We start from the raw sequence: 26,239 nt of genomic DNA, 5'->3' as shown, positions 1-26,239 counted from the left end.
CACGACACGTGAGGAGATCGGGTGAGCGACACTGGCCTGCGACAGAAGGCGGCCCGGCTGCGCCGGGCGTACGCGCCGCACGAACACCGGCCGCTCGGCGGCTACCTGGTGGCGATGGGCGCCTACGCCGGGGTGACCGGTGCGCTCGCCGGCCTGGTCAAGGCGACCGGTCGGCCGGTGCCGGAGCGCCCCGCGCCGTCCGACGTGGTGCTGCTCTCCATCGCCACGCACAAGCTGAGCCGGCTGCTGTCCAAGGACGCGGTGACGAGCCCGCTGCGGGCGCCGTTCACCCGCTATGACCGCCCGATCGGCAGCGGCGAGGTGATGGAACAGGTCCGCGACTCGGGCAGCCCGACCCGGCACGCCATCGGCGAGTTGCTGAGCTGCCCGTTCTGCCTGGCCGTCTGGGTGGCCACCGGGCTGACCGGTGGCCTGGTCCTCGCGCCCCGGCTCACCCGCCTGGTGGCCACCGCGCTGACCGCGGTCGCCGCGTCCGACTTCCTCCAGATGGCGTACGCGACGGCCCAGCAGGCCGCCGAGGGCGGGCACGACGACGACTGATCAGCACGCACGAGAAAGGGGGCCGGCGGAAACCGGCCCCCTTTCTCGTACCCCTCAGCGCTGCATGCCGGACCAACCGTGCGGCGACTCCGGCTCCCGTTCGTGCTCGTCCGCCCCGGTGATGATGTCCCGGTCCACCGCCGTGCGGTCGTGCTCGTTGGCGAAGTCCGGCTCGGGCGTGGTGTCAGTGCCCTTCGGCGGCTGACCCAGCGCCGGCACCTTCTCGTCGTGGTCCTCGTCGTGGTGCGTCATGTGGTGTCCCTTCTGCTGTCGCTCACGCGGCGGAGCTGGCACAGGCGCTCAGCCGATGGAACCACCCAGCAGGTCGCTGGCCTCGTCCACCGCGTACTCGCCCTCGGGCAGCGCGTCGATCCGGGCGAGCAGGTCCGGCGGGAGTTCGGCGGCCACCGCCTTGCGGTAGATGTCCGCCTGGGTGACCCGTTCCTGCCCCCGGTAGAGGTCGTCGAGCAGGTCGTCGAGGGCCCGGGTGTCCGGCTCGCCGGCCACTGATGCGTCGTCGGTCACGTCGATCAGCTACCCCGGGCGGAATCGGTCAAACGTCACGCCACCGGGCCGGCCGTCGCCCCCGGACGGGTTCGAGGGGCAACCGACAGCGCCGCCCCCGGCCTTGTGGGCCGGGGGCGGCGCTGGTGTCGGTGTGCAGGTCGCCTCTCGGCGAGTGGCGCTACGCGGCTCCAGCCGGACGGTATTCCGCGAAGGCTATTTAGGTGAGGCCCGGGGACACTGGGCACACCGACACCCCAGTCAACGAGCCGACCCCCGCTCGTGTTCCGTGCGGCCCGGTGTCGGCGGTCACACCGTCGTCGGCACTGTGGCCCGCCGGGCCCGCACGGCCGAGGCGAGGTGGTCGAGCACCTCGGCGGTGTCGTCCCAGCCGAGGCAGGCGTCGGTGACCGACCGGCCGTACTCCAGCTGCCGGGTCGGGTCGAGCTCCTGTCGGCCGGGCAGCAGGAACGACTCCAGCATCACGCCGGTGATCCCACGCTGGCCGGCGGCGAGTTGCGCTGCCACGTCCGCGGCCACCAGCGGCTGGTTGCGGTGATCCTTGCCGCTGTTGGCGTGACTGGCGTCGATCACCAGCCGCTCCGGCAGGTCGGCGGCGCGGAGCAGATCGAGCGCCCCGGCGACCGACGCGGCGTCGTAGTTCGGCCGGCCGCCCCCGCCGCGCAGCACCAGGTGCCCGTCGGTGTTGCCCCGGGTGTGCATGATCGCCGGGGTGCCGGAGAAGTCGATGCCGGGGAAGACGTGCGGAACCCCGGCGGCGCGGATCGCGTCCACCGCCGTGCCGATGCTGCCGTCCGGGCGGTTCTTCATGCCGATCGGCATGGACAGACCGGAAGCCAGCTGCCGGTGCACCTGGCTCTCCACGGTACGGGCGCCGATCGCGCCCCAGGCCACCGTGTCCGCGATGTACTGCGGGGTGATCGGGTCGAGGAACTCGCAACCCACCGGCAGGCCGAGACGCAGCACGTCGAGCAGGAGCGCCCGCGCCAACCGCAGCCCGGTGTTGACGTCCCCGCTGCCGTCCAGCCCCGGGTCGTTGATCAGGCCCTTCCAGCCGACCGTGGAGCGTGGCTTCTCGAAGTAGACCCGCATGACGATCAGCAGGTCGTCGGCCAGCCGGTCGGCCGCCGTCCGCAGCCGCTGCGCGTAGTCGAGGGCGGCGGCCGGGTCATGCACCGAGCAGGGACCGACCACCACCAGCAGGCGGTCGTCCTCGCGGTCCAGCACGCGCCCCACCGCACGGCGGCCGTTCAGTACGGCCGACGCGAGCGGGGGATCAAGGGGTAACTCGTGGTGCAGCAGGGCGGGCGTGGTCAGCGGCACGACACGGTCGATCCGCTGATCGCTGACCCGATCGGTCTCCGGGGTCGTCACGGTGGGCATCCTTCCGCCGACCGTGCCCGGGGCCGGTGCCCGGGACGAGCCGGCTGCTCGTACGCAAAAGGGCAGGAACGACAGCTCCTGCCCAGCCGGCTCGGTCCGTGGTGACGTCAGTTCATGGTGAAGTCACCGGCGTGCGAGCCGGCTGCCTAAACCATCGATAGGAACGCGTCACCGGGCCAGCGTACCCGACCGGACGCGGTCACCCGGCCCGTCGTCCCAAGATGCGGAGCGAACATCGCGTGCCAGGGATGCGGTCGGGGTAACAGGGGTCCCATGACACACGAACAGAGCGATCAGGACCGGGTGGAGTCCCGGGCACACCACCTCCTCCCCGAGGAGACGGCGGTGGGCAGCGACGACCCGGAGGCGCAGGCGGAGGCCATCCTCACCGAGTCGGACATCCGCACGGCGGACCAGAACGCCGCCCCGGACACGGTGCTGGAACGTCGTACCTCGGATCAGACCGTTGTCGCTGTCGAACCGCCGGACTGAGCGGTAGCCCCGCGCGCCCGGCGCGACCCCCGGTAGGTCTGGTCGCGCAGCCAGGCCAGCGGACCTGCCAGCCGCAGTTCGGCTGGCAGGTTGCGCGTCGGGTCGAACGCGAGCGCCGCGTCCTGCTCGGCGCTGAGCTGGGCACCGAGGCTGACCTGCCCGACCAGCCGCCACGGCCCCACCGCCGACGCGACCGCGAGCACCAGGCGCGGGGTGTCCGTCCGCGTCGCGGCGGCCACCGGGGCCAGGCTGCGGCCCAGGTCGGCCGCGTCCGGGTCGGCCAACGCGGCCAGCCAGAGGCGGCGTCGACCCGCGCGGAACCACGTGATCGTGCTGTACGTGCCGGTGAAGCGGCGGCGGGGCAGCGGCAGGTTCCGCAGCACCGGGGCCGCGCCGCTGGAGCTGACCAACAGGTCGAACGGCGGGCCGTCGTCGCGGTGCAGGCGCACCGCGAGGCCCAGCACGTCGGGCCAACTGCCCGGCGTGGGCGTGCCCTTGGAGAGCCGGACGGTGGTCCGGTACCGGCCGGGGTCGTCGAGCAGAGCGACCCCGGTGGGGGGTCCCGGCGTACCCCAGATCACCGTCTCGCCGACGAACGAGCGACCGGCCGGATGCAGCAGCCGGCCGCGGCGCAGCCGGCCGAGTGCGGTGCTGGCGCGTTCGACGGCGGTGGCGGCCCGGGACGGGGGCGGGGTGACGGTCATTCCCCTCCGGTACCCCGCGCGGCCGCACCGATGCCGCCCCGGTCGGCTCGCCGACCGACAGCGCGTCACCTTTCCGCCCCCGAGATCGGATAGCGTCGGGGCATGCCCGACAGCGGTTACCCCTGGCCCATTCAGACGTCCCGACTGGACAACGGCCTGCGCGTGGTGGTGAGTGAGGATCGCACCGCGCCCGCCGTGGCCGTCAACCTCTGGTACGACGTCGGCTCCCGGCACGAGCCGGCCGGGCAGACCGGTTTCGCCCACCTCTTCGAGCACCTGATGTTCGAAGGCTCGGTGAACGTGGCGAAGACCGAGCACATGAAGCTGATCCAGGGCTCCGGCGGCTCACTCAACGCCACCACCAACCCGGACCGGACCAACTACTTCGAGACGGTCCCGGCCGAGCACCTGGAGCTGGCGCTCTGGTTGGAAGCCGACCGGATGGGCGGGCTGGTCCCCGCCCTCACCCAGGAGACGCTGGACAACCAGCGGGACGTGGTGAAGAACGAGCGCCGGCAGCGCTACGAGAACGTGCCGTACGGGGACGCCTGGTTGCGACTGCTGCCGATGCTCTACCCGCCGGGGCACCCCTACCACCACGCGACGATCGGCTCGATGGCCGACCTGAACGCCGCCGACCTCGCCACCTTCCAGGCGTTCCATCAGACTTACTACGCGCCGAACAACGCGGTGCTCACCGTGGTCGGCGACGCCACCGCCACCGACGTGTTCGCGCTCGCCGACAAGTACTTCGGCGCGCTGCCCGCCCGCGACGACATCCCGCCCGCACCGGACGGCCGCAGCGTCCCCGCCACCGGGCAGACGGCCGTCGAGTCGGTCAGCGCCGACGTGCCGGCGCCGCGGGTGTACATCGCCCACCGCAGCTACCCGTTCGGCAGCCCGGGGTACGACGTGATCACCGTGCTCGCCACGGTCCTCGGCAGCGGCCGGGGCAGCCGGCTCTACCAGCGCCTCGCCGACGGCGAGCGGATCGCGCAGCCGGACCTGGTCGGGGCGTACGGGGTGGACCTCGCGCACGGCCCGGCACCACTGATCGCCACCGCCACCGCCCGTCCCGGAGTGAGCGCCGAGCGGCTGGCCGAAGGGCTGGCCGAGGTCGTCGACGAGCTGGCCACCGTGCCGGTCACGGCCGCCGAACTGGACCGGGCCAAGGCGTTGCTCAGCACCGGCTGGTGGCGTCAGCTGTCCACCGTCGACGGCCGCGCCGACCTGCTCGGCCGGTACGCCACGCAGTTCGGTGACCCGGCCCGCGTCGCCGACCACCTGCCGGCGCTGCTCGCGGTCACCGCCGAGCAGATCGCCGAGGCCGCCGCCGACGTGCTCGCCACCGACCGGGTGACCTTGACCTACCTGCCCGAGGAGACCTCATGACGCTGATCGCCGACCGTCCCGGCCCGGGTGCCGCCCGCCCGTACCGGTTCCCGCCGGTGGTCCGCCGCGCCGTGGCCGGTGGTCAGGTCGTCGCCGCGCACCTGCCGGGGCAGAACCTCGCCGTGGCCCTGCTGCTGCTCGACGTGGGCGCGGGCCAGGAGCCGGTCGGCAAGGAGGGCCTGTCCGGTGTGCTGGCCAAGGCGTTGGAGGAGGGGACCGCGCAGCGGGACGCCGCCGCGTACGCCCTCGCCGTCGAAGGGCTCGGCACCGCCTTGTCGACCGGCCTGGACTGGGACTCGTTCCAGGCCAGCGTGGTGATCCCGGTGGACCGGCTGAACGCGGCAGTGGAGTTGCTGGCCGAGGCGGTCCGCACGCCCAGGCTGGACCCCGCCGACGTACGCCGGGTCCGCGACGACGAGGCGACAGCACTCCGCATGGACTGGGCCAACCCCGGCCCGCGCGCCGACGCCGCGCTGCGGGCCGACCTGTTCGGCGCGCAGAACCGCTGGGGGCGGCCGATGCACGGCGACCCGGAGTCGGTCGCCGGGTTGGACGTGGAGGACGTCACTGTCTTCCACTCCGAGTGGTTCCTGCGCCCCGGCACCCTGATCGTCGCCGGTGACCTGGACCGGATCGACCTGGACGCGCTGGCCGCCGCGGCGTTCGCCGGCACCGGTGGTGGCCCCGCCGAGCGCGGCGGCCCCCTTGAGGTGCCGACGCACAACGGTCGGCGGATCATCCTGGTGGACCGACCCGGGTCGGTGCAGTCGACGCTGCGGCTGGGCCACCCGGCACCACACCGGGCGCACCCCGACCACGTGCCGATGACGCTCGCCGGCACGGTGCTCGGCGGTGCGTTCACGTCCCGGCTCAACCACCTGCTGCGTGAGGTCCGCGGCTACACCTACGGCATCCGGGCTGACTTCGCCGCGTCGCGCCGGTTCGGTCGGTTCGCGGTCAGCTCCGGGGTGCAGACGGCGGTCACCGCGCCGGCAGTGGTCGAGGCGGTGGGCGAGATCACCCGTACCCAGGCCAGCGGGGTGACGGAGGACGAGCTGGAGGTGGCCCGCTCGTGGCGGGCCGGGCAGCTCTCGGTCGAGTTGCAGAGCCCTCGGGCGATCGCCTCCGCGCTGACCACCCTGGTGGTGCACGACCTGCCGGACGACTACCACGCGCGGTTGCGGGAGGCGCTGCTCTCCGCCGACGTGGAGCAGGTCTCCGCGGCGGCGGCCACCCACCTGCACCCGGAGGCCCTGACCCTGGTCATCGAGGGCGACGCCGCAGCCATCCGCGACGACCTCCAGGCCACCGCCCTGGGCGACCTCCTCCCCTAACCCCACCCACCCCTGCTCCCGGCCTCCGGCCCCTCCGCTCCTGTTGATCATGAAGTTGTTGCCACCTCCGACGGCGTGTCGCGGCAACAACTTCATGGTCGACGGGGGTGAGGGTGCGGGTTGGGGGAGTGGGTGGGTGGGTGTGATGCGGGACCCGGGGGGTGGGAAAGGGGTCCCGGTTCCGGGGGTCGGGTCGGTAGCCTCGCGGGCATGAGGATCGGCATTGTGGGAGCCACCGGCCAGGTCGGTGGCGTGATGCGGCAGGTGCTGGCGGAGCGGGAGTTCCCGGCGGAGCAGGTGCGGTTGTTCGCCTCGGCGCGGTCAGCCGGGCGTACGCTGCCGTGGCGCGACGGCGAGGTGATCGTCGAGGACGCGGCCAGCGCCGACTACTCCGGGCTGGACATCGTGCTCTTCTCGGCCGGTAAGGGCACCGCCCGGGAGTTGGCCCCCCGGGTCGCCGAGGCCGGCGCCGTCGTGATCGACAACTCCTCGGCGTTCCGGATGGACCCGCAGGTGCCGCTGGTGGTCGCCGAGGTCAACCCGCACGCCGCCCTGGACCGGCCGAAGGGCATCATCGCCAACCCCAACTGCACCACGATGGCCGCGATGCCGGTGCTGCGCCCGCTGCACGCCGAAGCCGGCCTGGTCGGCCTGGTCGTGTCGACGTACCAGGCGGTCTCCGGTGCCGGGCTGGCCGGCGTCGCCGAGCTGGACGAGCAGGTCCGCAAGGTGGCCGAGCACGCCACCGGGCTGGCCTTCGACGGGTCGGCCGTGGAGTTCCCCGCGCCGCGTTCGTTCGCCCAGCCGATCGCCTTCAACGTGCTCCCGCTCGCCGGCTCGATCGTCGACGACGGCTCGTTCGAGACCGACGAGGAGCAGAAGCTCCGCAACGAGAGCCGCAAGATCCTGGAGATCCCCGACCTGAGGGTCTCCGGCACCTGCGTCCGGGTCCCCGTCTTCACCGGGCACTCGCTCCAGATCAACGCCCGGTTCGCCCGGCCGCTCACCCCGCAGCGCGCCCACGAGCTGCTGGCCGACGCGCCGGGGGTGGCGTTGACCGACGTCCCGACGCCGTTGCAGGCCGCCGGCCAGGACCCGACCTACGTGGGCCGGATCCGCGCCGACGAGACGGTGGAGCACGGGCTGGCCCTGTTCTGCTCCAACGACAACCTGCGCAAGGGCGCCGCGCTCAACGCGGTGCAGCTCGCCGAGCTGGTCGCCGCCGAGCGCCGCTGACCGGCACCGGTCGCCACACCACAGGCCCTCGACATCCAACAAGCACCGAGCCCTCGCCGCCCGTCGGCGAGGGCTCGCTGCCGTTCCGGGTGGTCGCACTGTCGGTGCGTGCGCTCGACCTCGGTCGCTCTGGACGAGGGCCAGCACCGGGTGGTCGCCCGCGAGGGCCGGCGGGTCGTGCTTGGATGGGTCGGAGACGATCGTCCAACCTGGAGGACACCATGCCCGACGACCGCACCCAGCAGGCGTTGACCGACCTGGTGGCCGGCCACTCGATGGGCGTGCTCGCCACCATCAAGCGGGACGGTCGCCCGCAGCTGTCCACGGTGCTCTACTCCTTCGACCGGGACGCCGGCCTGATCCGGGTCTCGGTCACCGACTCTCGGGCGAAGACCGCCAACCTGCGCCGCGACCCCCGGGCCAGCCTCCACGTCAGCAGTCAGGACGGCTGGGCGTACGCGGTGGTCGAGGGTCGCGCCGAGCTGACCCCGCCGTCCGCCGAGCTTGGCGACGACACGGTCGAGGAGTTGGTGGTGCTCTACCGGGCGCTGAGCGGCGAACACCCCGATTGGGACGAATACCGCCAGGCCATGGTCGACGAGGGGCGGATCGTGCTGCGGCTGCACGTGGAGCGGCTCTACGGGATGCCGCCGAGGGGCTGACCCCGACCGGTCAGCCCGGTTCGATCACGGTCACGCCGGGCCAACGCTGCGCCGGTCGGTGCCGGGCCAGCCGTCGCCGGGACAATGCCACACCCACCCGGGCCGGGTTGTGTCGCCACACCCCACGCAAGAGGTCCGCGAGGCCGTACGGCGCGCAGACCTCCAGCCGGTCGGCCGAGTCCAGGCGGACGGCCACCGCTGTCGCGTACTCCGGCCAGGTGGCGACCGCCTCGGTGACATCGCGGTACGGGGTGATCGGTTCGCCGCCGAACTTCGCCGCGTACCAGGTGTGCACCGCCGCCTGGTTGCGCGCCTCCCACGGCGGTTGCGGCCACGCCGCCGTCAGCCGGGCGGTGGCCCGGTCGTCGTCCTCGCGGGTCAGCCGGGTCGGGTCGAAGAAGACCACGTCCACGTCCCGGACCGTCGCCGGGTCGAACCCGTGTCCGTACCGCTCGCCCCAGACCAGGTCGCGCAGGACGCCCGCGCCGATCCAGGCGTCCGGCAGCCCCGAGTCGCGCACCACTGTCAGCGCCCGGGTCAACCACCGGTTGCCGGCCACCAGCTCCCGCAGCTCCGACTCGTCCGCCGCCATCAGCCCACCGTAGGCGGCCACCCCGGGGTGCGCTGCCCCCCGGGCGGGTCGGCGGGTGGCGGGTCCGAGGTGCGGCGTGTGCGGCAGCGCCGGTAGCCACCGGCGGCCGGGCGTTACCCGGTGCCGGACGGCGGGTAGACGGGCCGTGCCGACACCGAGAGGGGAGCACCATGACAACGGTCGGAGAGTTCATGACGACCCGGTTGGTGACGATGGACGGCAACGACACGCTCATCGCGGCCGCGCAGGAGATGCGTGACAGCGCGATCGGAGACGTGGTGGTGACCGACGGCGACAGTGTGGTCGGCATCGTCACGGACCGGGACATCACGGTCCGAGGTGTCGCGGAGAACATGGATCCGGGCTCGACCCGGTTGAATCAGATCACCACTCGCGACGTGATCACGGTGAGTCAGTACGACGATGCCGTGGCCGCCGCTGACCTGATGCGGACGTACGCCGTACGCCGGTTGCCGGTGATTGACGACGGACGCCTGGTTGGCCTGGTCTCGATGGGTGACCTCGCGGTCGAGCGTGAACCGCAGTCGGTCCTGGCCGACATCAGCGCCGACGACCCGAACAACTGACCGTCCGCCGCGCCAGACGCGCGCCGGCTCTCCCCCAAGGGGAGAGCCGGCGCGCGCTCTGTCCCCCACCCCTCCCCGCGTGATCAAGAGCTTTGCGTCACGACCCGCCCACTGTGGTGACGCAAACCTCTTGATCACCGAGAGCAAGGAGCAAGGGGGTGGGGGTCACCTGAATTGGGTGAGGTTGGGCGTGGGGGAGGGCGGGGACCCGTGCGGGGACGTGCAACGCCGGCCGTCCGCGCGACGCGAGCGCGGTGGGTGGGATCCCCGGCCCGGCAACTGGGAGGAGTGGACCCGATGGTGGACGCGACCACGAGGTTCTTCGAGGACCTGGACCGGCGGGGGTACGAACCCCTGCTGGCCAAGACCTCCGGGACGCTGCGGATCGACCTGCACGAGGGGGCGCAGACCCGGCACTGGCTGCTGAGGATCGATCACGGCCGGCTGAACGTCAGCCAGGAGGACCAGGAGGCCGACACGGTGATCGGCGCTAGCCCGATCCTCTTCGACGACATCGCCTCGGGGCGCGAGCACGGCCTGGCCGCGCTGCTGCGCGGCGACATGACGGCGTCGGGCGACCTTCGGCTGGTCGTACAGGTGGAGCGGATCTTCCCGGGGTCACCGGACGCCCGTGGGCCACGTCGACGTTTCGCCGGGGAGGTGCACTGATGGGGCAGAGCAACACGATCCGGATCCTGGACGGCAACACGTTCGTCGTCTGCGAGGACACCGGTGACATCGAGGCGACGCCGAGCGAGCCCACCGGGCTCTTCTCCATCGACACCCGGTTCCTGTCGACCTGGGTGCTGACCGTCAACGGTGAGCGACTCAACTCGCTCTCCTTCGACGACCTGCAGTATTTCGAGTCGCGCTTCTTCCTGGTCCCCGGGATGGCCACGCACTACGTGGACGCGAAGTTGTCGATCATCCGGGAGCGGGCGGTGGGCGGCAGCTTCCGGGAGCAACTGACCATTCTCAACCACGACGAGAAGCCGGTCGACCTGGAAGTCCGGATGGACGCGGCGTCGGACTTCGCCGACCTGTTCCAGGTCAAGGACGAGATCCTGAACAAGAAGGGCGAGATCTACACCGAGGTGGAGCCGGATCGGCTGCGGCTGGGCTACCGGCGGGGGAACTTCCGGCGGGAGACGGTGATCTCGTCGTCGATGTCGGCCCGGTACGACAGCAAGGGTTTCGCGTACACCGTGCACCTGGAGCCGAACGAGCAGTGGGAAGCCTCGATCGACGTCGAGACCAACGCGGTCGGGCCCACCGGCCGGGACCTTCGTCTGGGGCTGCGCAAGCATGGCACCGAGCGGCTCGCCCTCCAGCACGACCTGGAGCAGTGGATCGCCGACGCGCCCAAGGTCAACAGTGAGCACGGCCGGGTGGCCAGCACGTACCGGCGCAGCCTGATCGACCTGGCCGCGCTGCGTTTCCCGCCGTTGTCACTGGGCGGCGCCACCCTGCCGGCCGCCGGTCTGCCCTGGTTCATGACCATGTTCGGCCGGGACAGCATCCTCACCTGCCTGCAGACGCTGCCGTTCACCCCGCAGCTGTCGAAGACGACGCTACGCATCCTGGCGTCCCTGCAGGGCAGCCGGTTCGACGACTTCCGGGACGAGGACCCGGGGCGCATCCTGCACGAGATGCGCTACGGCGAAACCGCCGCCTTCGAGGAGCAGCCCCACTCTCCGTACTACGGCTCGGTGGACGCGACGCCGCTGTTCATCGTGCTGCTCGACGAGTACGAGCGGTGGAGCGGGGACGTCGAGCTGGTCAAGGAGCTGGAGCAGGAGTCCCGGGCGGCGCTGAGGTGGATCGACAACTACGCCGACCTCGTCGGCAACGGCTACATCTGGTACGAGCGCCGCAACACCGACACCGGCCTGGAGAACCAGTGCTGGAAGGACTCCTGGGACTCGATCTCCTACTCCGACGGCACGCTGCCGCCGTTCCCACGGGCAACCTGCGAGGTGCAGGGGTACGCGTACGACGCGAAGGTCCGGGCGGCCCGGTTGGCTCGCGAATTCTGGGGTGACCCGGAGTTCGCCGACCAGCTGGAGCGGGAGGCGGCGCAGCTCAAGGAGCGGTTCAACCGGGACTGGTGGGTCGACGACGGCGAGTACTTCGCCCTGGCCCTGGACCCGGACGGCCGCCAGTGCGACATCCTCAGCTCCAACATCGGCCACCTGCTGTGGAGTGGGATTGTCGAGCCCGAGCGGGCGGAGAAGCTCGCCGCACACCTGGTCGGGCCGCGGCTGTTCTCCGGCTGGGGGGTGCGGACGCTCGCCGAAGGGGAGGCGCGGTACAACCCCATCGGCTACCACAACGGCACGATCTGGCCGTTCGACAACTCGTTCATCGCCTGGGGTCTGCGCCGCTACGGCTTCGCCGAGGAGGCCGCGACCATCGCCAACGGCATCCTGGACGCGGCAACGTACTTCGACGGCCGGTTGCCGGAGGCGTTCGGCGGCTACCCGCGGGAGCTGACCAAGTTCCCGGTGGAGTACCCGACGGCGTGCAGCCCGCAGGCGTGGTCGACGGGCGCACCGCTGTTGTTGCTGCGCACCATGCTCGGTCTGGAGCCGCACGAGGGTCACCTGGCGGTCGCGCCCCGGCTGCCGGTCGGAATGGGCCGCATCGAGGTGTTGGACATCCCGGGTCGGTGGGGTCGGGTGGACGCGTTCGCCCGGGGTCGACTGGACCTGAACGCCCTCACCGACTGACCGGCTCGACAGCCGAACCGGCGGTGGCGCGCACCACCCGTGCCGCCGCCGGTTCGCCACCCAGCCGATCTCCAGCCGGTCAGGGTAGATTCTGCGAATGCCGGAGCTCGTGTACCCGCCCGTTATCGCCGCCGCCAAGACGCTGTTCCGGGTCCTCGACCTGAAGATCACCATCGAGGGCGCCCACCACGTACCCCGCACTGGTGGGGCGGTGCTGGCCAGCAACCACGTGAGCTACCTCGACTTCATCTTCGCCGGTCTGGGCGCTAACGCGTCGGGTCGGCTGGTTCGGTTCATGGCCAAGGAGTCGGTTTTCAACCACCGGATCTCCGGCCCGCTCATGCGCGGCATGCGGCACATCCCGGTGGACCGGCAGGCCGGCGCGGCCTCGTTCCGCGCCGCCGTGAGCGCGCTCAAGCAGGGCGAGGTCGTTGGTGTCTTCCCCGAGGCGACGATCAGCCGGTCGTTCACCGTCAAGGAACTCAAGAGCGGCACGGTCCGGATGGCCCGCTCGGCGAAGGTGCCGGTGCTGCCCGTCGCGTTGTGGGGCACCCAGCGCCTCTGGACCAAGGGCCGCCCGCGCACCCTGACCCGCCGGCACACGCCGATCACCATCCTGATCGGCGAGCCGATCAACCCGGCGGACTTCCCGGACCCGAACGTGCTGGCCGCCGAGCTGACCACCCGGCTCAGCGCCCTCGTCGACCGGGCGCAGCGGGACTACCCGGACACTCCGGCCGGCCCGGATGACACCTGGTGGCAGCCCGCGCACCTGGGCGGCAGCGCGCCCACGCCGGAGGAGGCCGCCGCGCTGGACGCCGCCGCCGAAGAGCGCACCCCCAGCGTCTGACGCCAGGTTGGCCGGATCGTTCCGCACCCGGGCAGGATGGTGTCTGCCGGTGTGAACGCCGTCGGACCAGTATCGAGGTCATGAACAGAGCAGCACTCGTCGTGATCGACGTACAGGAGTCCTTCCGTCAGCGCCCGATCTGGGCGTACGGCTCCAACCCCGACATGATCCGCCAGGTCGACCGGCTGGTGGCTGCCGCCCGGCAGCGCGGCGACCTGGTGGTCTGGGTCCTGCACTCGGAACCCGGCACGGGCGGGTTGTTCGACCCCGCCCTCGGGTACGTGCGGCTGATCGACGGGCTGGTCCCCGCCGAGGGTGAGCCGACACTGGTCAAGACGGCGCACAACGCGTTCACCACCACGAACCTCCAGCAGCTGCTCACCCAGGCGGGCATCACCGACATCACCGTCTGCGGCATCCGCACCGAGCAGTGCGTGGAGACCACCACCCGGGTCGGCGCCGACCTCGGCTACCGGATGACCTTCGTCACCGACGCCACGCTGACCTTCCCCATCCCGCACCGGGCCCTGCCGGACACCGCCACCGTCGCGGAGATCCTCGCCGACCCACGCACCCTGACCAACGAGGAGATCGTGACCCGCACCGAGTACGCGCTCGCCGGCCGCTTCGCGACCATCCGAACCGTTGACGAACTGGTCGGCGCGACGGTCGTCGGCAGCGGGGGCTGACGCGGTGACCCGGGTCGTCTTCCTGCTGGTCCCACAGCTGCACCTGCTGGACCTCGCCGGGCCGGCCCAGGTCTTCTCCAGCGCCGCCGACCTGGGGTACGACTACCAGCTGCACTACGTCGCGGAACGCGAACAGGTGCCGACTGTGCAGGGCGTACCGCTGGTCGCCGACACCCGGTGGCCCGAACTGGCCCCGGACGACCTGGTGATAGTGCCGGGCTGGCGGCCGGCGGCGCACGGGCCGCAGGGGCCGGTGTCTCCCGGCGACCTGCGGCGGCTCGCCGCGCACCACGCGGCCGGCGGCACGGTGGCCAGCGTCTGCGCCGGGGCGTACGCGCTCGGCCGGGCCGGGCTGCTCGACGGCCGCCGCTGCACCACCCACCACGAGGTGCAGGACGACCTGGCGCGCCGGCACCCGGCGGCCCAGGTCGTCCGCGACGTGCTGTACGTGGTGGACGACCGGGTGGTCACCTCGGCGGGCATCGCCAGTGGCATCGACGTGGCGCTGCACCTGGTGGCGACCCGGCACGGCCCGGCGACCGCCGCGAAGATCGCCCGCACGCTGGTCGTCTACGCCCGCCGCAACGGGCACGAGCCACAGGCCAGCGCCCTGATGCGGCACCGTTCCCACCTGTCCGACTCGGTGCACCGGGTGCAGGATCTGATCGACAGTCGGTACGCCGAGCCCCTGCCGCTGGCCGAGCTTGCCGCCGCCGGCGGCGTTGCCGAACGAACACTGACCCGGCTGTTCCGGGCGAGCACCGGCCTCACCCCGCTGGGCTATCAGCAGCTGCTCCGGGTGGAACGGGCCGAGCACCTGATCGGGCACGGCAGCACCGTGGAAGCCGCCGCGCGGGCCGTCGGCTTCACCGATGCCCGGATGCTGCGCCGCCTGCGAGCCCGCCCCACGAGGTCGGCTCCGGTCTTGACCGGTAGTAGTCGTCCCGGGAGTGGAACTCCACCGGCAACGAGCCGGGCAGCGTGATCCGGGTGTCGCCGGCGAGCAGACCGGGGCCGGCCCGCAGGAGCAGCACGTCGCGTTCCTGGGCCGAGAGGTCGACCAGCTGCGGACGGTTGAGCCGGAACAGGGCCACCGCCCGGCGGACCTGCCGGGCCAGCGCCACGACCTCGGCGGCGGCTCCGCTGAGCGCCAACGCCGGTTGCTGGATGGTGCGCAGCGCGTCGCAGACGATCAGCAGTTGCAGCGGTGCGTCAGGGGTGGTCGCCGACAACTCCAACCGGGACGGCCACTGCCAACGGATCTGCCCGCTCATCAGGCCGTTGAGCCGAGCGGGCGGCCGGGCGCGGTGCGTGCCGTCGGCGACGAGCGACAGCTGCGAGCCGCTGCCCACCCAGCAGATCCGCTGGTCGGTGACGGTCACCTCGACCGGCTCGGGAAGCTCCCAGCGGCGTCGCATCTCGCTCGGCCCGAGCAGGTAGCCCGCGACCAGCAGCCGATGTCGCCCGAGCAATCGTTCACCGGGCCTCGGTCGCAGGTGGTAGCGGCGGTCCAGGGTCGGGCCCACGTCGTCGTCCGGGGCGTCGAACCGGTGGGGACCGATGAAGAACGGGGACGCATCGGAGTGCATCGTCACGACCTTCCGGTCAGCTGGCTGTGAAGAGAAGCCTCGCGGACAACAGCGCCCCTGTCATGACGCCTGTTAGGGGGTCGGCCGGTCGTGCGTCGCCTGTGACCGGTAGATGCCGATCTCCTCCGGGCGGACGAGACCGTCCTCGATCGCACGGGCGAGTAGTGCCGCCTTTGTGGCGGCTGGCCGCCCCGCCCGGGTGTACTTGATCCGCGCACGGTCGACGTACTGCTTCACTGTGTGCTCGCTGATCTGCATCCGCCGAGCCACCGACGCCTTGGACATCGACTGGAACCAGAGCAGCAGCGCCTCACGCTCCTTGTCGGACAGCATCGGCCGGTCCGGTCGCGGGTCGCCGACCATCGCACCGGCCAGCGCCGGCGGCACGTACGGGCGGTCGCTCGCGGCGGCCAGCACCGTCTCCACGCAGTGTTCCCGGCCCTCGTGCTTGGCCAGGAACGCCACCGCCCCGGCGTCCAGCGCGGCCAGCATCGTCTGCGGGTCGGTGTGCTCCGAATAGACCACCACCCGCCGCCCGGCGGCGCTCAGCTCGGCCAACTTGTCCAACGCCATCCGCCCGTGCAACCGCAGGTCGAGCAGGACGACGGCGGCGTCCGGGGCGGACCGCAGCACCTCGTCCGGGTCGTCGCCGGTGGCGAGCACCGTGAGGCGCGGCTCGGTGGCGAGCCAGGCGCGGACTCCCTCGACCACCACCGGGTGGTCGTCGACGATCGCCACCCCGACCGGCTGATCGCCGCTCACCGCCGCCATCGGGTCTGCGCCCATCTGATGTTCCCGTCCCGTTCGTAGAGGTACTGCACCGGCCCGTCGTCACGCTCCCCGGGCGGTGGGCCGGTCGCCTCCGGGCCTTCCCGGTCCGGCGTGACCAGGCTGACCACCACCTCGTCCGGGCCGGAGACCACTGTCAGTCGCGCCCATCCCCGGGCGTCGGCGAGGGTGCCGGTGAGCGGGTCGGCCAGCCGGCGGCGGATCTCCACCGGCAGCGGCGGCGGGGTGCCGATGGTGACCAGGTCGATCGGCAGGCCGCTGCGTTCCGCCAGGTCGGCGGCGGCGCGCAACTCGTGCAGCAACGGGTCGGGCACATCGTCGGACTCGGCGATCAGCCGGCGTAGCCGTGCGGCGGCCAACATGCACCGGCGCTGCACCTCCGGGTCGCCCGGGTCGGCCTGCCCGGCGGCGAGGTCACCGAGGACCCGCCCGGCCGCCGAGCTGACCAGGGTGAGCCGGTCGCGGCGTTCCTGGCGGCCACGCTCGGCGGCATCCCGCTCGGCGGCCATCGCGTGACCGGCGGCCGAGACGCCGGCCCGCTCCCGAGCCAGGCCGACGATGACGGCGCTGCCCACGAAGACCGCCACCGGCAGCGAGAACGTGCCGTAGACGTACATCACGTAGCGGGCCACGTCGGCCGGGTCGGCGCCGTGCCCCAGCACGGCCACCAGGGCGATCAGGGCGTGCGTGCTCAGCAGCGCGATCAGCCCCACCACGCGCTGGCCCCACACCGCCAGCACGAAGAACCAGCCGAGCGTGCCCCACACCCAGTTGGCGGCCGTGAACAACTGCCGATCCCCGGCCGCGGCGAAGACGGCCGCGTCGACGACCAGCAGCAACACGGCCAGCGGCCACGGCGGCAGCGGCGAGCCCAGCAGCAGCCGTACCCCGGCGACCGCGCCGGTCACGGCGACCAGTATCCAGGCGCCGAGCACCACTGCTGGCGCGGCGAACTCCGCGCGGGCGGCCAGCACCGCCGGCAGCGCGATCGCGACGTGCCAGGCCAGTGCGATGACGACGGCGGCGATCCGGGCGCCCCGGTCGGAGGCGTGCGCGACGGCGGCCGGCGCGGCGAGCGCCTCGGGGGAGACCGGCTCCCGGGGCGTCGGAACGCCGGCCCAGATCGGTGCCTCGGGAGCGTCGGTGAGGTGCGCAGGGGCGTTCAGGTCAGCCGACACCGGGCCACTCCAGTCGAATCCGGGTGCCCATCCCGACCGCCGAGTGCACCTCGGCACGCCCACCGACGGTGGCCATCCGGCCGCGGATGGACTCGCGCAGCCCGTACCGGTGCGGTGGGACGGTGGCCAGGTCGAAGCCGGGACCGTCGTCGGCGACCTCGACCACGACGCCGATCGCGTCGCGGACCAGACGCAGCGTGGCCTCGGCGCCGGGGGCGTGGCGGACCACGTTGGACAGCGCCGCGTAGGCGCTCTCGCTGATCGCGTCGGCCACCCCGACCGGGACGGCGCAGGACGTCAGGTCCAGCCGTACCGCGAGCTCGGGCAGCCGTTCGACCACCGACCGCAGCCGTCCGTCGAGCGGGACCGGGCCGTCGCCGGCCACCGGGCCGACGTCGCTGAGCGAGACGAGGGTACGCAGGTCGGCCGCGCACCGGCCCCGGAAGACGGTCGAGGGACCGGCCACCGCGCCCAGCCCCACCATGGTCAACGTTCCCAGCACGGTGTCGTGCAGGTCGCGGTTCTGCTGGCGTTCGGCCTCGCGGGCGGCGCGGGCGACCAACGCCTCCCGGGTCAGCCGCTGGTGTTCGGCGAAGGCACGGTCCGCCCGGCCGATGCGTCGCCGCATGACCCCCGCCATCATCGCCGTGCAGGCGGTCTGCGCCAGCAGCGTGGCCGCGTGCGCCCGCGCCTCGGTGGGGTTGCCGGCCGCCTGCGCGCCGGTCACGTAGGTGACGATCACGAGCAGCCCGGCGGGGATCGACCAGCGCGCCAGGGCGGTGGCCTGTGTGTTGATCACCGTGGTGCTGGCCAGCACGGCGATCCAACTGCCCTCGCCGGGCAACACCTCGGGTGCCACCAGCACAGGCATGAGGAGGCAGGCCGACGCGGTGACCGCGACGTCACCGGCGACGAGAGCGGGACCGATGCCGTGGCGCAACGCGCGGTGGGCGTACCAGAGGGACCAGCCGGTCAGCACGCCCACAGCGGGCAGCAACACGGCCTGCTCGACCGGCGGGGTCTGCACGGACACGGCCACCGCCGCGCCGAACAGCCCGCAGGTCAGCCGCAGCAACGCCGGCAACGTGGTGAAGATGAGGCCCAGGGCCCCGCCGGCCGGATTGTCCAACGTGGGCGGCGGCACGGCTGGAGTGGCAACGGCCGGCATCGGGAAGTGCCCTTCCGACAACGACCCGGTCCGGGTCCACACGAAGCAGATAGACATTGGACAATAGCATGTCGGCTGACATCTGATGACCCCTAGTGTACGGAGTGTCGCTAATGTGTCACTCTGTGCCCGCGCGGCTGGGGGTGGTCGCACGGGTGCCGCGACCGGTCGGAACCGAGCACACCTGCCGTCCGTCTCATCCTCGGGTGAAAGGATGGTGAGCCGGATGCGCTCGTCCCGGACGGTACTGGCGGTGGCACTGCTCGGCATGGCACTGAGCGGCTGCGGTGGCACGGAGAACGGGCCGGGCGAGGCTGCCGAGCCCGCCCCGGCCCAGATCGTCGACAAGTGGACCTCCTGCGCCAAGGATGCCCCCCGAGCCGGCGAGACAATCACGTTGCCGGGCACGCAGACGTCGCCACCAGCCTCCAAACAACCGACGACCGGTCGGATCGACCCCACGTTCACTCCGGTAGCGGCCGTGATCTGCGGGCGGGAGACCCGGCCGGGCCGCCGGGGCGGCCAGCAGCAGATGGCCACCGAGCGGCGCGCCGAGGAGATCGGACCGCTGCTCGCCGCGCTGCGCCTGCCCAGCGAGCCGACCGGCGGGAAGGTCGCCTGCACCCTCGACATGGTCGTCCCGCCGTGGCTGGCCCTGCTGGACGACCGGGGGCGTTGGCTGCGCCCCCAGATCCCGACCGACGCCTGCGGCAAGCCGCGCCGCGAGGTCATCGCGGCCCTGGCCGGGCCGCAGTGGAGCACTGTGGACACCCGTACCATCGGGCAGGTCGAATCCGCGGCGGCCGAGGCCGCCGGATGCGCCCAGCAGTGGACGGACATGGTGTGGGTGGAAACCAGGAGCCGTCGCCCCGGGCCGGCCGGGCCGGTCGCCCGACCGGCCGCCGGGCCGCTGCGCCTCTGCGTCTACCAGGTGCCCGAGTCGCTCCAGGAGGGCGAAAAGCCGGCCGGCGATTTCGTGTACGGAGGGCCACTGCCAACCGAGCGCCAGGCGGGTGTGCTCCGGGCGCTGAACAACCGCCGGGCGGTGGTCGACTGCGCCACCCCGGCGACCCGCTTCGCGGTGCTGCGACCGCTCGACGGAGAACGCCCCGACTGGTACGTGGAACTCGACGGCTGCCGACGGTTCCTCGTCACGCCACCGATCGGTGCAGCCCAGCTCGGCCAGGGCGACGACACGCTGGTCAACCTGCTGGGGCCGATCTGATCCGGCCGCCCGGTCACCAGGTATCCGGGCGGTCGGGGTCGGCGGCCGGCCGGTACCCGCCGAGGATCGTCAAGCCCTCCGCCTCGGTGTAGCCGTCCCCCCACCCCTTGCGGAACGCCTCCACGACGAACGGCTCGACGGTCATCTCCAACACGTCACTGCCCTGCTGGCGGGCCCGGTAGGGGCCGGCGGTGAGATCCCCGGCCCGGGCCCCGCCGGCCGGGGCGGGTTGCGCCCGAACGGTCAGCCAGCGACCGGATGCGTCACCGACCACGAGAGCGCCCTCGACGAACGTCCCCCGCGCCGAGCGGCCGAACGTGACCGAGCATTCGAGCAGCCGTCCGCCGGGTGGCACCGACTCCAGGCGGAACGGCACCACACAACGGTGCGCGCCATCGAACCGGACCCGGCCCGCCGTGCCCGTCGCCTCGTCCCGGGTGGTCGCGTACGTGTCCAGTTGGGCCCAGAGCCCGTCGACGGGTTGCCAGCGAACGAACCACAACTGCCGGTCACCGGACGGGTCGAACCAGGCGACACCCGGGCGGTCACCGACTCGTACATCGGAACGTGGCTGCGGTCGTCCCGCCGACGACAACGTCTGCTGAAGCTCGTCCAGCAACACTTCGGTGCGGGCCAACACGAACCGGGCCTGCCCACTGCGGCCCCGGAACTCGACGCTCTCGATGCCGCGCCCGGCACGCCACGTCGCGTACTCCGCACCGCTCACCAGGGCGCCGGGCGAGAAGTGCACGGTCGCGGGATCGGCACCCACCTCCTCCGGCCGTACGGTCGCAGCGCCTCGTGCCGCCGGCAACATCAGTGCCGAGGCCGGCACGATCGGGTCGTCGGTGGTCCGGCCGCCCGGGAGCACCAGAACCACCGAGGTGAGAGCAGCGCACGCCGCCGCCACGCCGCCGGCGATCAGTGCCCGTCGCCGCAGCCTCAACCGCCGGCCGCGAATCCGGGCGTGCTGCACGAATGGTGTCGGGTCGACATCGCCACCGGCACGATGCTTCAGCGTGCTGGCGAGCTGCTCATCGAGGTCGCTGAACATCAGAACTCTCCTGCCCGTGCGGGGGATGCCGCAGCCTGTCGTTGACGCAGCGCCGTCAGCGCCCGCTTCGCGTGGGTGCGTACCGTCCCGGTCGAACAGTCGAGGATCTCCGCGATCGACGCGTCGTCAAGATCCTCGTAGTAGCGCAGGACGATCACCGTGCGCTGACGCGCCGGCAGCGCACAGACCAACCGCCACAGCGCGTCGCGCTCAGCGACCCCGGCCGCCTCGTCCACGTCACCGGCCTGATCGAGTACGGCGGCGACGGTGATCTCCCGGCTGCTGCGCCGACGCCACCAGGATCTGTGGGCGTTGACCAGCATCCGGCGGACGTAGGCGTCAGGACGATCCGTCCGGCCGATCCGCCCCCACCTCGCGTACGCCTGGGCCAGGACCTCCTGCACCAGGTCCTCGGCCCGGTACTCGTCACCGGTCAGCAACCGGGCGAGCCGCACCAGGGCCGACGTGCGGGCGAACGCGTACTCCTCGAACGTCACGCCCTATTAACGCCGTGGACCGGTCAACCCGTAGACACCTGCCGGGCACCGAACCTGAGGTGCGGCGGCGGTCGGCTCAGGGCGGGGATCCTCCCGTCGGTACCGCTTGCCCACCGCGCTTCCCGTATACGTCGTCCTATCTCCGCCCTCGGAGAAAATCTATGCTCGAAACGCTAGACATCCTTGCCGGTGCCGACTAACGTTCCTGAGGTCGAAGACGGAGTAAACAAAGACGCTGACGTTGCCGCCCCCCACGAGGGCGAAGGAGTCGGGACAGGGAACGTGCAAGTCCTGCTCAGCTCGGCGGCAGACATTTGCCGTAGTTCGGTAGTACGTGTGTGACAGCGGGTGAGGCCGACGCTTGTTCAGGGCTTCACCCGAGGCAAGGAGAGTTCGTCGTATGTGTCGGGGCCATGAAGTCGCGTGGGGCTCGGGCACTGACGAGACAGCACGGAGTAAGGCAGAGGAATCAGAGGCAAGGGAGGGCATTACACCGTTGGATCGCCCGCTACCAGTTGCATCTGTGGGCTGGGCGCGGACACCGCAGTTTCCCTCGAACGAGAGGTGGTCTCCGGTCACGCTTATGCGATCCTCGCACCCGAAGCCGTCCCTGACGGCCGGTGCGGACAAGACAAGCCGACGTTCTGTCGGTAGATGGTGTTCCTGACCCACAACCCTTGGGCCCCGGTGCTTCCGAGCACCGGGGCCCTCGTGATGGAGGTTTCATGGCTCAACCCGACGACATGCTCGACGATGAGGACTACCCCGCCTACACGATGGGCCGTGCCGCCGAGATCATCGGCTGCTCGCAGGACTTCCTACGCCGACTGGGCGACGCGAAACTGATCGACCCGCAGCGCTCCGGTGGCGGGCATCGCCGCTACTCTCGCTACCAAATACGCCTCGCCGCGCGCGCCCGCGAGATGTGCGACCAGGGCACCGACATCGCCTCGGCCTGTCGGATCATTATTCTTGAGGACCAACTCGAAGAGGCCCTTCGACGCAACGAGCGCCACCAGCAGGGCTGAGCACACCCGTTCGTGCTGGCCTGCCGCAAGGTGAAGCCGAACGCCATACGGTCCCTCCCCTCAGGGCAGGGACCGTCTGCCGTCTGTAGAAGGGCTTCGTTGGGGAGCGGAAGCCCCTTGACCTGCGGTGAGGTAGGTGCGCCCGGCAGGATTCGAACCTGCGGCCTTGGGATTAGAAGTCCCCTGCTCTATCCGCTGAGCTACGGGCGCGTGTGGCGTGGATGTCGCGCCCAGAGGGTACCGCCGTCCCACTGCCCGACGGCGGAAAGGGTGCCCGCGTCCACGTTGCCGAGCAGAGTCTCACGTCCGGCTCGGAGCGGGCATCCGGGTTACCGCGGACCGGCCCGGCCCCGGACCGTACCTTTGGCTGGTGTTGCTGGATTCCGACGCCGAAAGCGACGTCGCCTACGAGCTGTGCCAGGTCGTCGGTCGCGCCATCCTGCCGTACCGGTCATCGGGCGGTTTCGGTACCGCGTTCTTCTTTCGCAGCGGCGACGACCCGGTGGGGGAGTCGTTGTTGACGGCGGCCGACCTGGTGGGCGCTTCCGGGGGTGAGTTGGGCCTGCGGTCGAGCGTCACCGAACCGGCGGGGGTGGCCCCGGAGGTCGTGTCCGAGGCGGAGATGGTGCCTGGCTGGGCCCGCTTCGGGGGCGACGGGGTGGCGGTGTTGCCGACCGCCGGCCTGCACCGGTACGCCGGTGACGGCGGCTGGCGGTGGCGCGTCCAGCCGGTGCCGGCGGGGATCGCCGCCGGGCCCGAGGTGGTCGCCCGCCTCGGCGCCGACGCCGGTTCCGCTTTCGTGCTGGCCCATGGGGTACGCGAAGACGGGTCGCGCCCGCTGGAGGTCGCGATCGAGCGGGTGGTCCGCGACGGGGACGCCGTGCTGATCACCACGGAGCTGCCGCCGGGGTACGTCGGGGCGCCGGTCTTCATCGTCCAGGCCGGCGACACCGGCGACGTCGCACCGTACTGCCTGGGTCTGGTCCTGCCTGGCGTCGGCGCACACCCGGTGGCGACCTTCGACCGGATCCGTGCCGTCCTCCCGGCGACGCCCGGCGACGTCTGAGCCGGGGCGCCGTCCGGCGATGTCGGACTGCCCCCGCTGTCCGGTGACGTCTGAGCGGCGACGCCATCCCGGCCTGTCAACTGCCGGGCGTTGTCGCCGTCGCCGCGTCGGCTGTCGGTGAACTGGTCGGGTCAGCGTCGGCCGGGGCGGTGGGGCCGGCGGCGAGGAACGCCTCGGCCCAGCGGCCCACCTCGTCGAAGACCTTCTTCCGTACGGCGGGGCCGGAGAGCGTGAGGTCGTGCAGTCCGCCGTCGAAGCGGGCCAGTGTGACGTGGCGACCGAGGCGGGGCGCGTAACGGACCATGTGGTCGACGTCCAGTACGGCGTCGGCCATTGTCGCGTTGGCGTGCCACTTGGTGCCCCGGAAGGACCGGGTCGAACAGGCCAGCAGCACCGGCACCTGAATGTCCAGCCCGGCACGGAGTCGACGCTGCCCGGTGCGGATCGCGTTCAGCCAGCCGGCCCGGACCGGGAACCCGGCCAGCGGCTTCCACGCCAGGTCGTAGGTCCACTCGCCGCGGTGGTCGGAGTGGATGCTCTCGCCGTACACCGTGCCCAGCCCGAACGGCAGGATGCGGTGCGGCGCTCTGCGGCCCAGCCGGGACGCGGCGGCCGCGAGGGGTCGACGGACCGCCCAGGGGGCGTTGAGGTCGAAGAAGGGACTGTTGAGCACCAGGCCGTCGACGATGCCGGTGTCGCGGCGGGAGTCCGCCCACAACGAGATGATCAGGCCGCCGGTGGAGTGGCCCATCGCCAGCAGGGTCTCGTGCCCGTCGTCCTTGCGGATGATCTCAGCGGCGGCATCCAGCTCGGGGAAGTAGTCGCTGATGTCGTGGCAGAAGTTCGGGGTCTGGCCCGGGAGCAGACTGCGACCGTATTTGCGCAGGTCGAGGGCGTAGAAGTCCCACCCTCGCTCGGCGAAGAAGTCGGCCAGGTGGGTCTGGAAGAAGTAGTCGACGAAGCCGTGCACGTAGAGCACGGCCCGCCCGGTGGGGCGTTCGGCCCGCCTCCGGACCAGCGTCGCGACAACGGGGCCTTCGTCGTCGGCGCCCAGGTCGATCGTCTGCCGCTCGTACGGCGGCCCCAACACGTCCGGTTCCACGAACGCGACGCTACGCCGCCGACCTACCCAGCGGTAGCCCACGCCCGCTCGGTCCGCCCGCGCGGCGGATTCGTCCCCGCGATCTTGCACTTTCTGTCCCGACATATGGGGGACATAGCCGCTATTCGGGCGACGAAAGTGCAAGATCGCGGGGGTGAGGCGTGGGTCAGGCCGTTTCCGCGTCGGCGCGGGGGGCCTCGTCGTCGGACTCGGCCTGCGGCTGGGGGAGGTCGCGCAGGTGCTTGTTGTGCCGGGGCTCCTGGCGGGTCTTGGCGTCGTTGAGACGGCGGCGCAGGTCATCGCGGACGTCGTTGAGGGCGGCGTGCAGGTCCTCCTCCGCGGAGGTGGTGACGATCTTCTGCCGGCCGGCGATCCAGCACTCGAGCGTGACCTTCTGCCCGCGTGCCTCCCGGTCCTTCACCGACACCTCCAGCTCGGTGGCGTCGGCGTGGAAGCTGGCGAGCCGGGCGTCGAGGGTGGCGAACTGCTCGGCGATCCAGTTGCGGTCGCCCTGCGAGAACCCGGCGCCCACCCGCAGGCACTCAGCCACGGTGGCCGGGTTCGCCACGGCGCTCATCGCCGCGCCTCGGAAGCGTTCGCGGAACCGATGGTAGTGATCGTCATGGCGCTGACCTCTCGTCGACGTGCAACTGTCGGTGGTGCGTTGATCAAGTCCTTACCCAGTTCGAGCGGCCCGGGAAACCGTTGACGGCGGGTCGGGCGGGTCGGGCGTACCACACCCGGGCGTGATCAGGGCGTTGTCCACAGGTGGGTTCGTCATCCACAGGCCGGCGGTGGGCGGTGGCGGTGGGCGGCCTCGGTGTCGAGGCTCGGTGGCGAGTCGACTCGCGTTGGCAGGCCCCGATCCCCCTGGAGGGACGATGTTCGACACTTACGTGACAATCGTCGGCAACGTGCTGACCACGCCCGAGTGGCGGCGTACGACCCAGAGCAACACCCTGGTGGCCAACTTCAAGGTCGCCTCCACCGCCCGCCGGCTCGACCGGGACAGTGGCCGGTGGGTGGACGGCAATTCGCTCCGCGTCCGCGTCAACTGTTGGCGCAAGCTCGCCGAGGGGGTGGCGGCCTCTGTCATGGTCGGCGATCCGGTGGTGGTCTGCGGGCGGCTCTACACCCGCGACTGGACCGACGACGCCGGCAACCACCGCACGCTCTACGAGTTGGAGGCGGTCGCCGTCGGCCACGATCTGTCCCGCGGCCGGGCCCGGTTCCTGCGCAACCGGCCGAGCGTGACGACCAGCACCGTGGAGGACACGGAGGCCGAGAGCCGGGTGCACGGCGAGCCCACCGAGTCGGTGCCGGCCGGGCAGGCCCCCGCACTGCCCGACGACCGGCCGCTGGACGACGACTTCGAGCTGCCTGACTACGCCGAGCTGCGCACCAGCCCGTTCGGAGGCAGTCCGTTCGGCACCAGCCCGTTCGGCAGCGACCCGGAGGACGATTCCCCGAGCGGCGGGCAGGTCGAGCAGGTCGATGCCGCACTGGGCATCGACGAGCTGACAGCTCCGCCCGAGGCGAACGACGACAACGCCGACGGTGACCTGGACCTCGAGTTGGGGGCGGTGCCCGACGAGGGGCAGCCCGAGCCGACGCAACCCGGTCGCGGGCGGCGCGGTCGGGGCCGGATCCCGCAGCCGGCCTGACCGATCCGGGCGGCACGAACGGGGGCGGGGTGGCGGCGCGGGCAGCGTCGTCACCCCGCGTGACGGGCGTCGGCGGGGCGGCCCGACTGTTCGCTCCAGGGGTTCTCGTCGCGGCTGCGGCACCGTGTGTTGGGCTGGTTCCC

29 protein-coding genes and 1 tRNA gene are annotated in these 26,239 nt (G+C 71.9%); 16 read left to right on the top strand and 14 right to left on the bottom strand.

What is annotated here, in order from left to right:
- Positions 1-21: 21 nt before the first annotated feature.
- The gene (locus ACX27O_RS24135; protein WP_030333340.1) at positions 22-561 is read left to right on the top strand and encodes a DUF1360 domain-containing protein; all 540 of its coding nucleotides are present in this window, start codon (positions 22-24) and stop codon (positions 559-561) included.
- 54 nt (positions 562-615) lie between these two features.
- Here the strand turns inward: ACX27O_RS24135 and ACX27O_RS24130 are convergent, their stop codons facing one another.
- The 3 genes from ACX27O_RS24130 to ACX27O_RS24120 all read right to left on the bottom strand — a co-directional run bounded on the left by ACX27O_RS24130 (position 616) and on the right by ACX27O_RS24120 (position 2,469).
- Entirely contained in the window at positions 616-813 is a 198-nt protein-coding gene (locus tag ACX27O_RS24130; RefSeq protein ID WP_030333341.1) for a hypothetical protein, read from the bottom strand.
- Positions 814-861: 48 nt separating this feature from the next.
- Positions 862-1,095: a hypothetical protein gene (locus tag ACX27O_RS24125; protein WP_247680815.1), complete on the bottom strand. Its 234-nt coding sequence runs from the start codon at positions 1,093-1,095 to the stop codon at positions 862-864.
- Between the two features lie 279 nt (positions 1,096-1,374).
- Entirely contained in the window at positions 1,375-2,469 is a 1,095-nt protein-coding gene (locus tag ACX27O_RS24120) for a 3-deoxy-7-phosphoheptulonate synthase (protein WP_279519314.1), read from the bottom strand.
- 273 nt (positions 2,470-2,742) lie between these two features.
- Here ACX27O_RS24120 and ACX27O_RS24115 point away from each other — a divergent pair, with 273 nt between their 5' ends.
- The gene (locus ACX27O_RS24115) at positions 2,743-2,961 is read left to right on the top strand and encodes a hypothetical protein (RefSeq protein WP_030333347.1); all 219 of its coding nucleotides are present in this window, start codon (positions 2,743-2,745) and stop codon (positions 2,959-2,961) included.
- Here the strand turns inward: ACX27O_RS24115 and ACX27O_RS24110 are convergent.
- Positions 2,928-3,665 (bottom strand): phosphodiesterase, encoded by a 738-nt coding sequence (locus tag ACX27O_RS24110; protein WP_458940095.1) that lies wholly within the window; start codon positions 3,663-3,665, stop codon positions 2,928-2,930. The two genes, ACX27O_RS24115 and ACX27O_RS24110, sit on opposite strands and share 34 nt — an antisense overlap.
- A 102-nt stretch (positions 3,666-3,767) precedes the next feature.
- On the opposite strand from ACX27O_RS24110, the gene ACX27O_RS24105 reads away from it, so the two are divergent.
- The 4 genes from ACX27O_RS24105 (at position 3,768) to ACX27O_RS24090 (ending at position 8,289) form a co-directional block, all read left to right on the top strand.
- Positions 3,768-5,057: a M16 family metallopeptidase gene (locus tag ACX27O_RS24105; RefSeq protein WP_030333351.1), complete on the top strand. Its 1,290-nt coding sequence runs from the start codon at positions 3,768-3,770 to the stop codon at positions 5,055-5,057.
- Positions 5,054-6,391 (top strand): M16 family metallopeptidase, encoded by a 1,338-nt coding sequence (locus ACX27O_RS24100; RefSeq protein ID WP_210865995.1) that lies wholly within the window; start codon positions 5,054-5,056, stop codon positions 6,389-6,391. The genes ACX27O_RS24105 and ACX27O_RS24100 overlap by 4 nt, the downstream gene beginning before the upstream one ends.
- A gap of 210 nt (positions 6,392-6,601) precedes the next feature.
- A complete protein-coding gene (locus ACX27O_RS24095; protein ID WP_030333356.1) occupies positions 6,602-7,627 on the top strand; it encodes an aspartate-semialdehyde dehydrogenase in 1,026 nt (341 codons plus the stop codon).
- Between the two features lie 221 nt (positions 7,628-7,848).
- Positions 7,849-8,289, top strand: coding sequence for a PPOX class F420-dependent oxidoreductase (locus tag ACX27O_RS24090; RefSeq protein WP_030333358.1), 441 nt, complete (start codon positions 7,849-7,851; stop codon positions 8,287-8,289).
- A 10-nt stretch (positions 8,290-8,299) separates the two neighbouring features.
- Here the strand turns inward: ACX27O_RS24090 and ACX27O_RS24085 are convergent, their stop codons facing one another.
- Positions 8,300-8,881: a nucleotidyltransferase family protein gene (locus ACX27O_RS24085; RefSeq protein WP_458940094.1), complete on the bottom strand. Its 582-nt coding sequence runs from the start codon at positions 8,879-8,881 to the stop codon at positions 8,300-8,302.
- A gap of 170 nt (positions 8,882-9,051) precedes the next feature.
- Here ACX27O_RS24085 and ACX27O_RS24080 point away from each other — a divergent pair, with 170 nt between their 5' ends.
- The 6 genes from ACX27O_RS24080 (at position 9,052) to ACX27O_RS24055 (ending at position 14,721) form a co-directional block, all read left to right on the top strand.
- Complete coding sequence (locus ACX27O_RS24080) at positions 9,052-9,468, top strand: CBS domain-containing protein (RefSeq protein WP_030333361.1); 417 nt, start codon at positions 9,052-9,054, stop codon at positions 9,466-9,468.
- Positions 9,469-9,765: 297 nt separating this feature from the next.
- Positions 9,766-10,137, top strand: a complete 372-nt coding sequence (locus tag ACX27O_RS24075) for an SCP2 sterol-binding domain-containing protein (RefSeq protein WP_210858850.1) — start codon at positions 9,766-9,768, stop codon at positions 10,135-10,137.
- Positions 10,137-12,197, top strand: a complete 2,061-nt coding sequence (locus ACX27O_RS24070; protein WP_357638755.1) for an amylo-alpha-1,6-glucosidase — start codon at positions 10,137-10,139, stop codon at positions 12,195-12,197. Before ACX27O_RS24075 ends, ACX27O_RS24070 begins: the two co-directional genes overlap by 1 nt.
- A 97-nt stretch (positions 12,198-12,294) precedes the next feature.
- Positions 12,295-13,047, top strand: coding sequence for a lysophospholipid acyltransferase family protein (locus ACX27O_RS24065; RefSeq protein WP_030333368.1), 753 nt, complete (start codon positions 12,295-12,297; stop codon positions 13,045-13,047).
- Between the two features lie 80 nt (positions 13,048-13,127).
- A complete protein-coding gene (locus ACX27O_RS24060; protein ID WP_458940093.1) occupies positions 13,128-13,736 on the top strand; it encodes an isochorismatase family protein in 609 nt (202 codons plus the stop codon).
- A 4-nt stretch (positions 13,737-13,740) separates the two neighbouring features.
- A complete protein-coding gene (locus tag ACX27O_RS24055; protein ID WP_081883878.1) occupies positions 13,741-14,721 on the top strand; it encodes a GlxA family transcriptional regulator in 981 nt (326 codons plus the stop codon).
- On the opposite strand, the gene ACX27O_RS24050 is transcribed toward ACX27O_RS24055, so the two are convergent.
- The 4 genes from ACX27O_RS24050 to ACX27O_RS24035 form a co-directional block, all read right to left on the bottom strand.
- Positions 14,603-15,325, bottom strand: coding sequence for a hypothetical protein (locus ACX27O_RS24050; RefSeq protein ID WP_210858845.1), 723 nt, complete (start codon positions 15,323-15,325; stop codon positions 14,603-14,605). The genes ACX27O_RS24055 and ACX27O_RS24050 overlap by 119 nt on opposite strands.
- 72 nt (positions 15,326-15,397) lie before the next feature.
- Complete coding sequence (locus ACX27O_RS24045; RefSeq protein WP_030333375.1) at positions 15,398-16,111, bottom strand: response regulator transcription factor; 714 nt, start codon at positions 16,109-16,111, stop codon at positions 15,398-15,400.
- On the bottom strand, positions 16,084-17,238 hold the full coding sequence (locus ACX27O_RS24040; RefSeq protein WP_030333378.1) for a hypothetical protein: 1,155 nt from the start codon (positions 17,236-17,238) through the stop codon (positions 16,084-16,086). Before ACX27O_RS24040 ends, ACX27O_RS24045 begins: the two co-directional genes overlap by 28 nt.
- A gap of 43 nt (positions 17,239-17,281) precedes the next feature.
- Positions 17,282-18,460, bottom strand: a complete 1,179-nt coding sequence (locus tag ACX27O_RS24035) for a sensor histidine kinase (RefSeq protein ID WP_458940166.1) — start codon at positions 18,458-18,460, stop codon at positions 17,282-17,284.
- A 226-nt stretch (positions 18,461-18,686) separates the two neighbouring features.
- On the opposite strand from ACX27O_RS24035, the gene ACX27O_RS24030 reads away from it, so the two are divergent.
- Entirely contained in the window at positions 18,687-19,685 is a 999-nt protein-coding gene (locus tag ACX27O_RS24030; RefSeq protein WP_458940092.1) for a hypothetical protein, read from the top strand.
- 13 nt (positions 19,686-19,698) lie between these two features.
- Here ACX27O_RS24030 and ACX27O_RS24025 read toward each other — a convergent pair whose 3' ends face one another.
- Positions 19,699-20,739 carry a hypothetical protein gene (locus ACX27O_RS24025; protein ID WP_458940091.1) on the bottom strand — a complete coding sequence of 347 codons (1,041 nt, stop codon included), beginning with the start codon at positions 20,737-20,739 and terminating at the stop codon, positions 19,699-19,701.
- On the bottom strand, positions 20,739-21,236 hold the full coding sequence (locus ACX27O_RS24020) for a SigE family RNA polymerase sigma factor (RefSeq protein ID WP_458940090.1): 498 nt from the start codon (positions 21,234-21,236) through the stop codon (positions 20,739-20,741). Before ACX27O_RS24020 ends, ACX27O_RS24025 begins: the two co-directional genes overlap by 1 nt.
- Positions 21,237-21,961: 725 nt before the next feature.
- Here ACX27O_RS24020 and ACX27O_RS24015 point away from each other — a divergent pair.
- A complete protein-coding gene (locus tag ACX27O_RS24015) occupies positions 21,962-22,264 on the top strand; it encodes a MerR family transcriptional regulator (RefSeq protein ID WP_030333387.1) in 303 nt (100 codons plus the stop codon).
- A 137-nt stretch (positions 22,265-22,401) separates the two neighbouring features.
- Here ACX27O_RS24015 and ACX27O_RS24010 read toward each other — a convergent pair.
- Positions 22,402-22,474, bottom strand: a tRNA-Arg gene (locus ACX27O_RS24010).
- A 160-nt stretch (positions 22,475-22,634) separates the two neighbouring features.
- Here ACX27O_RS24010 and ACX27O_RS24005 point away from each other — a divergent pair.
- Positions 22,635-23,330, top strand: coding sequence for a hypothetical protein (locus ACX27O_RS24005; RefSeq protein WP_030333411.1), 696 nt, complete (start codon positions 22,635-22,637; stop codon positions 23,328-23,330).
- Between the two features lie 76 nt (positions 23,331-23,406).
- Here the strand turns inward: ACX27O_RS24005 and ACX27O_RS24000 are convergent, their stop codons facing one another.
- Together ACX27O_RS24000 and ACX27O_RS23995 are read right to left on the bottom strand one after the other, a co-directional pair.
- The gene (locus ACX27O_RS24000; RefSeq protein ID WP_358132988.1) at positions 23,407-24,432 is read right to left on the bottom strand and encodes an alpha/beta hydrolase; all 1,026 of its coding nucleotides are present in this window, start codon (positions 24,430-24,432) and stop codon (positions 23,407-23,409) included.
- 166 nt (positions 24,433-24,598) lie between these two features.
- The gene (locus tag ACX27O_RS23995) at positions 24,599-25,009 is read right to left on the bottom strand and encodes an HPF/RaiA family ribosome-associated protein (RefSeq protein ID WP_030333415.1); all 411 of its coding nucleotides are present in this window, start codon (positions 25,007-25,009) and stop codon (positions 24,599-24,601) included.
- A gap of 304 nt (positions 25,010-25,313) precedes the next feature.
- Between ACX27O_RS23995 and ACX27O_RS23990 the strand changes: the two genes are divergently transcribed.
- Positions 25,314-26,096 (top strand): single-stranded DNA-binding protein, encoded by a 783-nt coding sequence (locus ACX27O_RS23990; RefSeq protein WP_458940089.1) that lies wholly within the window; start codon positions 25,314-25,316, stop codon positions 26,094-26,096.
- Positions 26,097-26,239 lie beyond the last annotated feature (143 nt).

This window comes from Micromonospora sp. SD19 (assembly GCF_054462275.1).
This window is presented reverse-complemented; position numbering and strand designations above follow the sequence as displayed.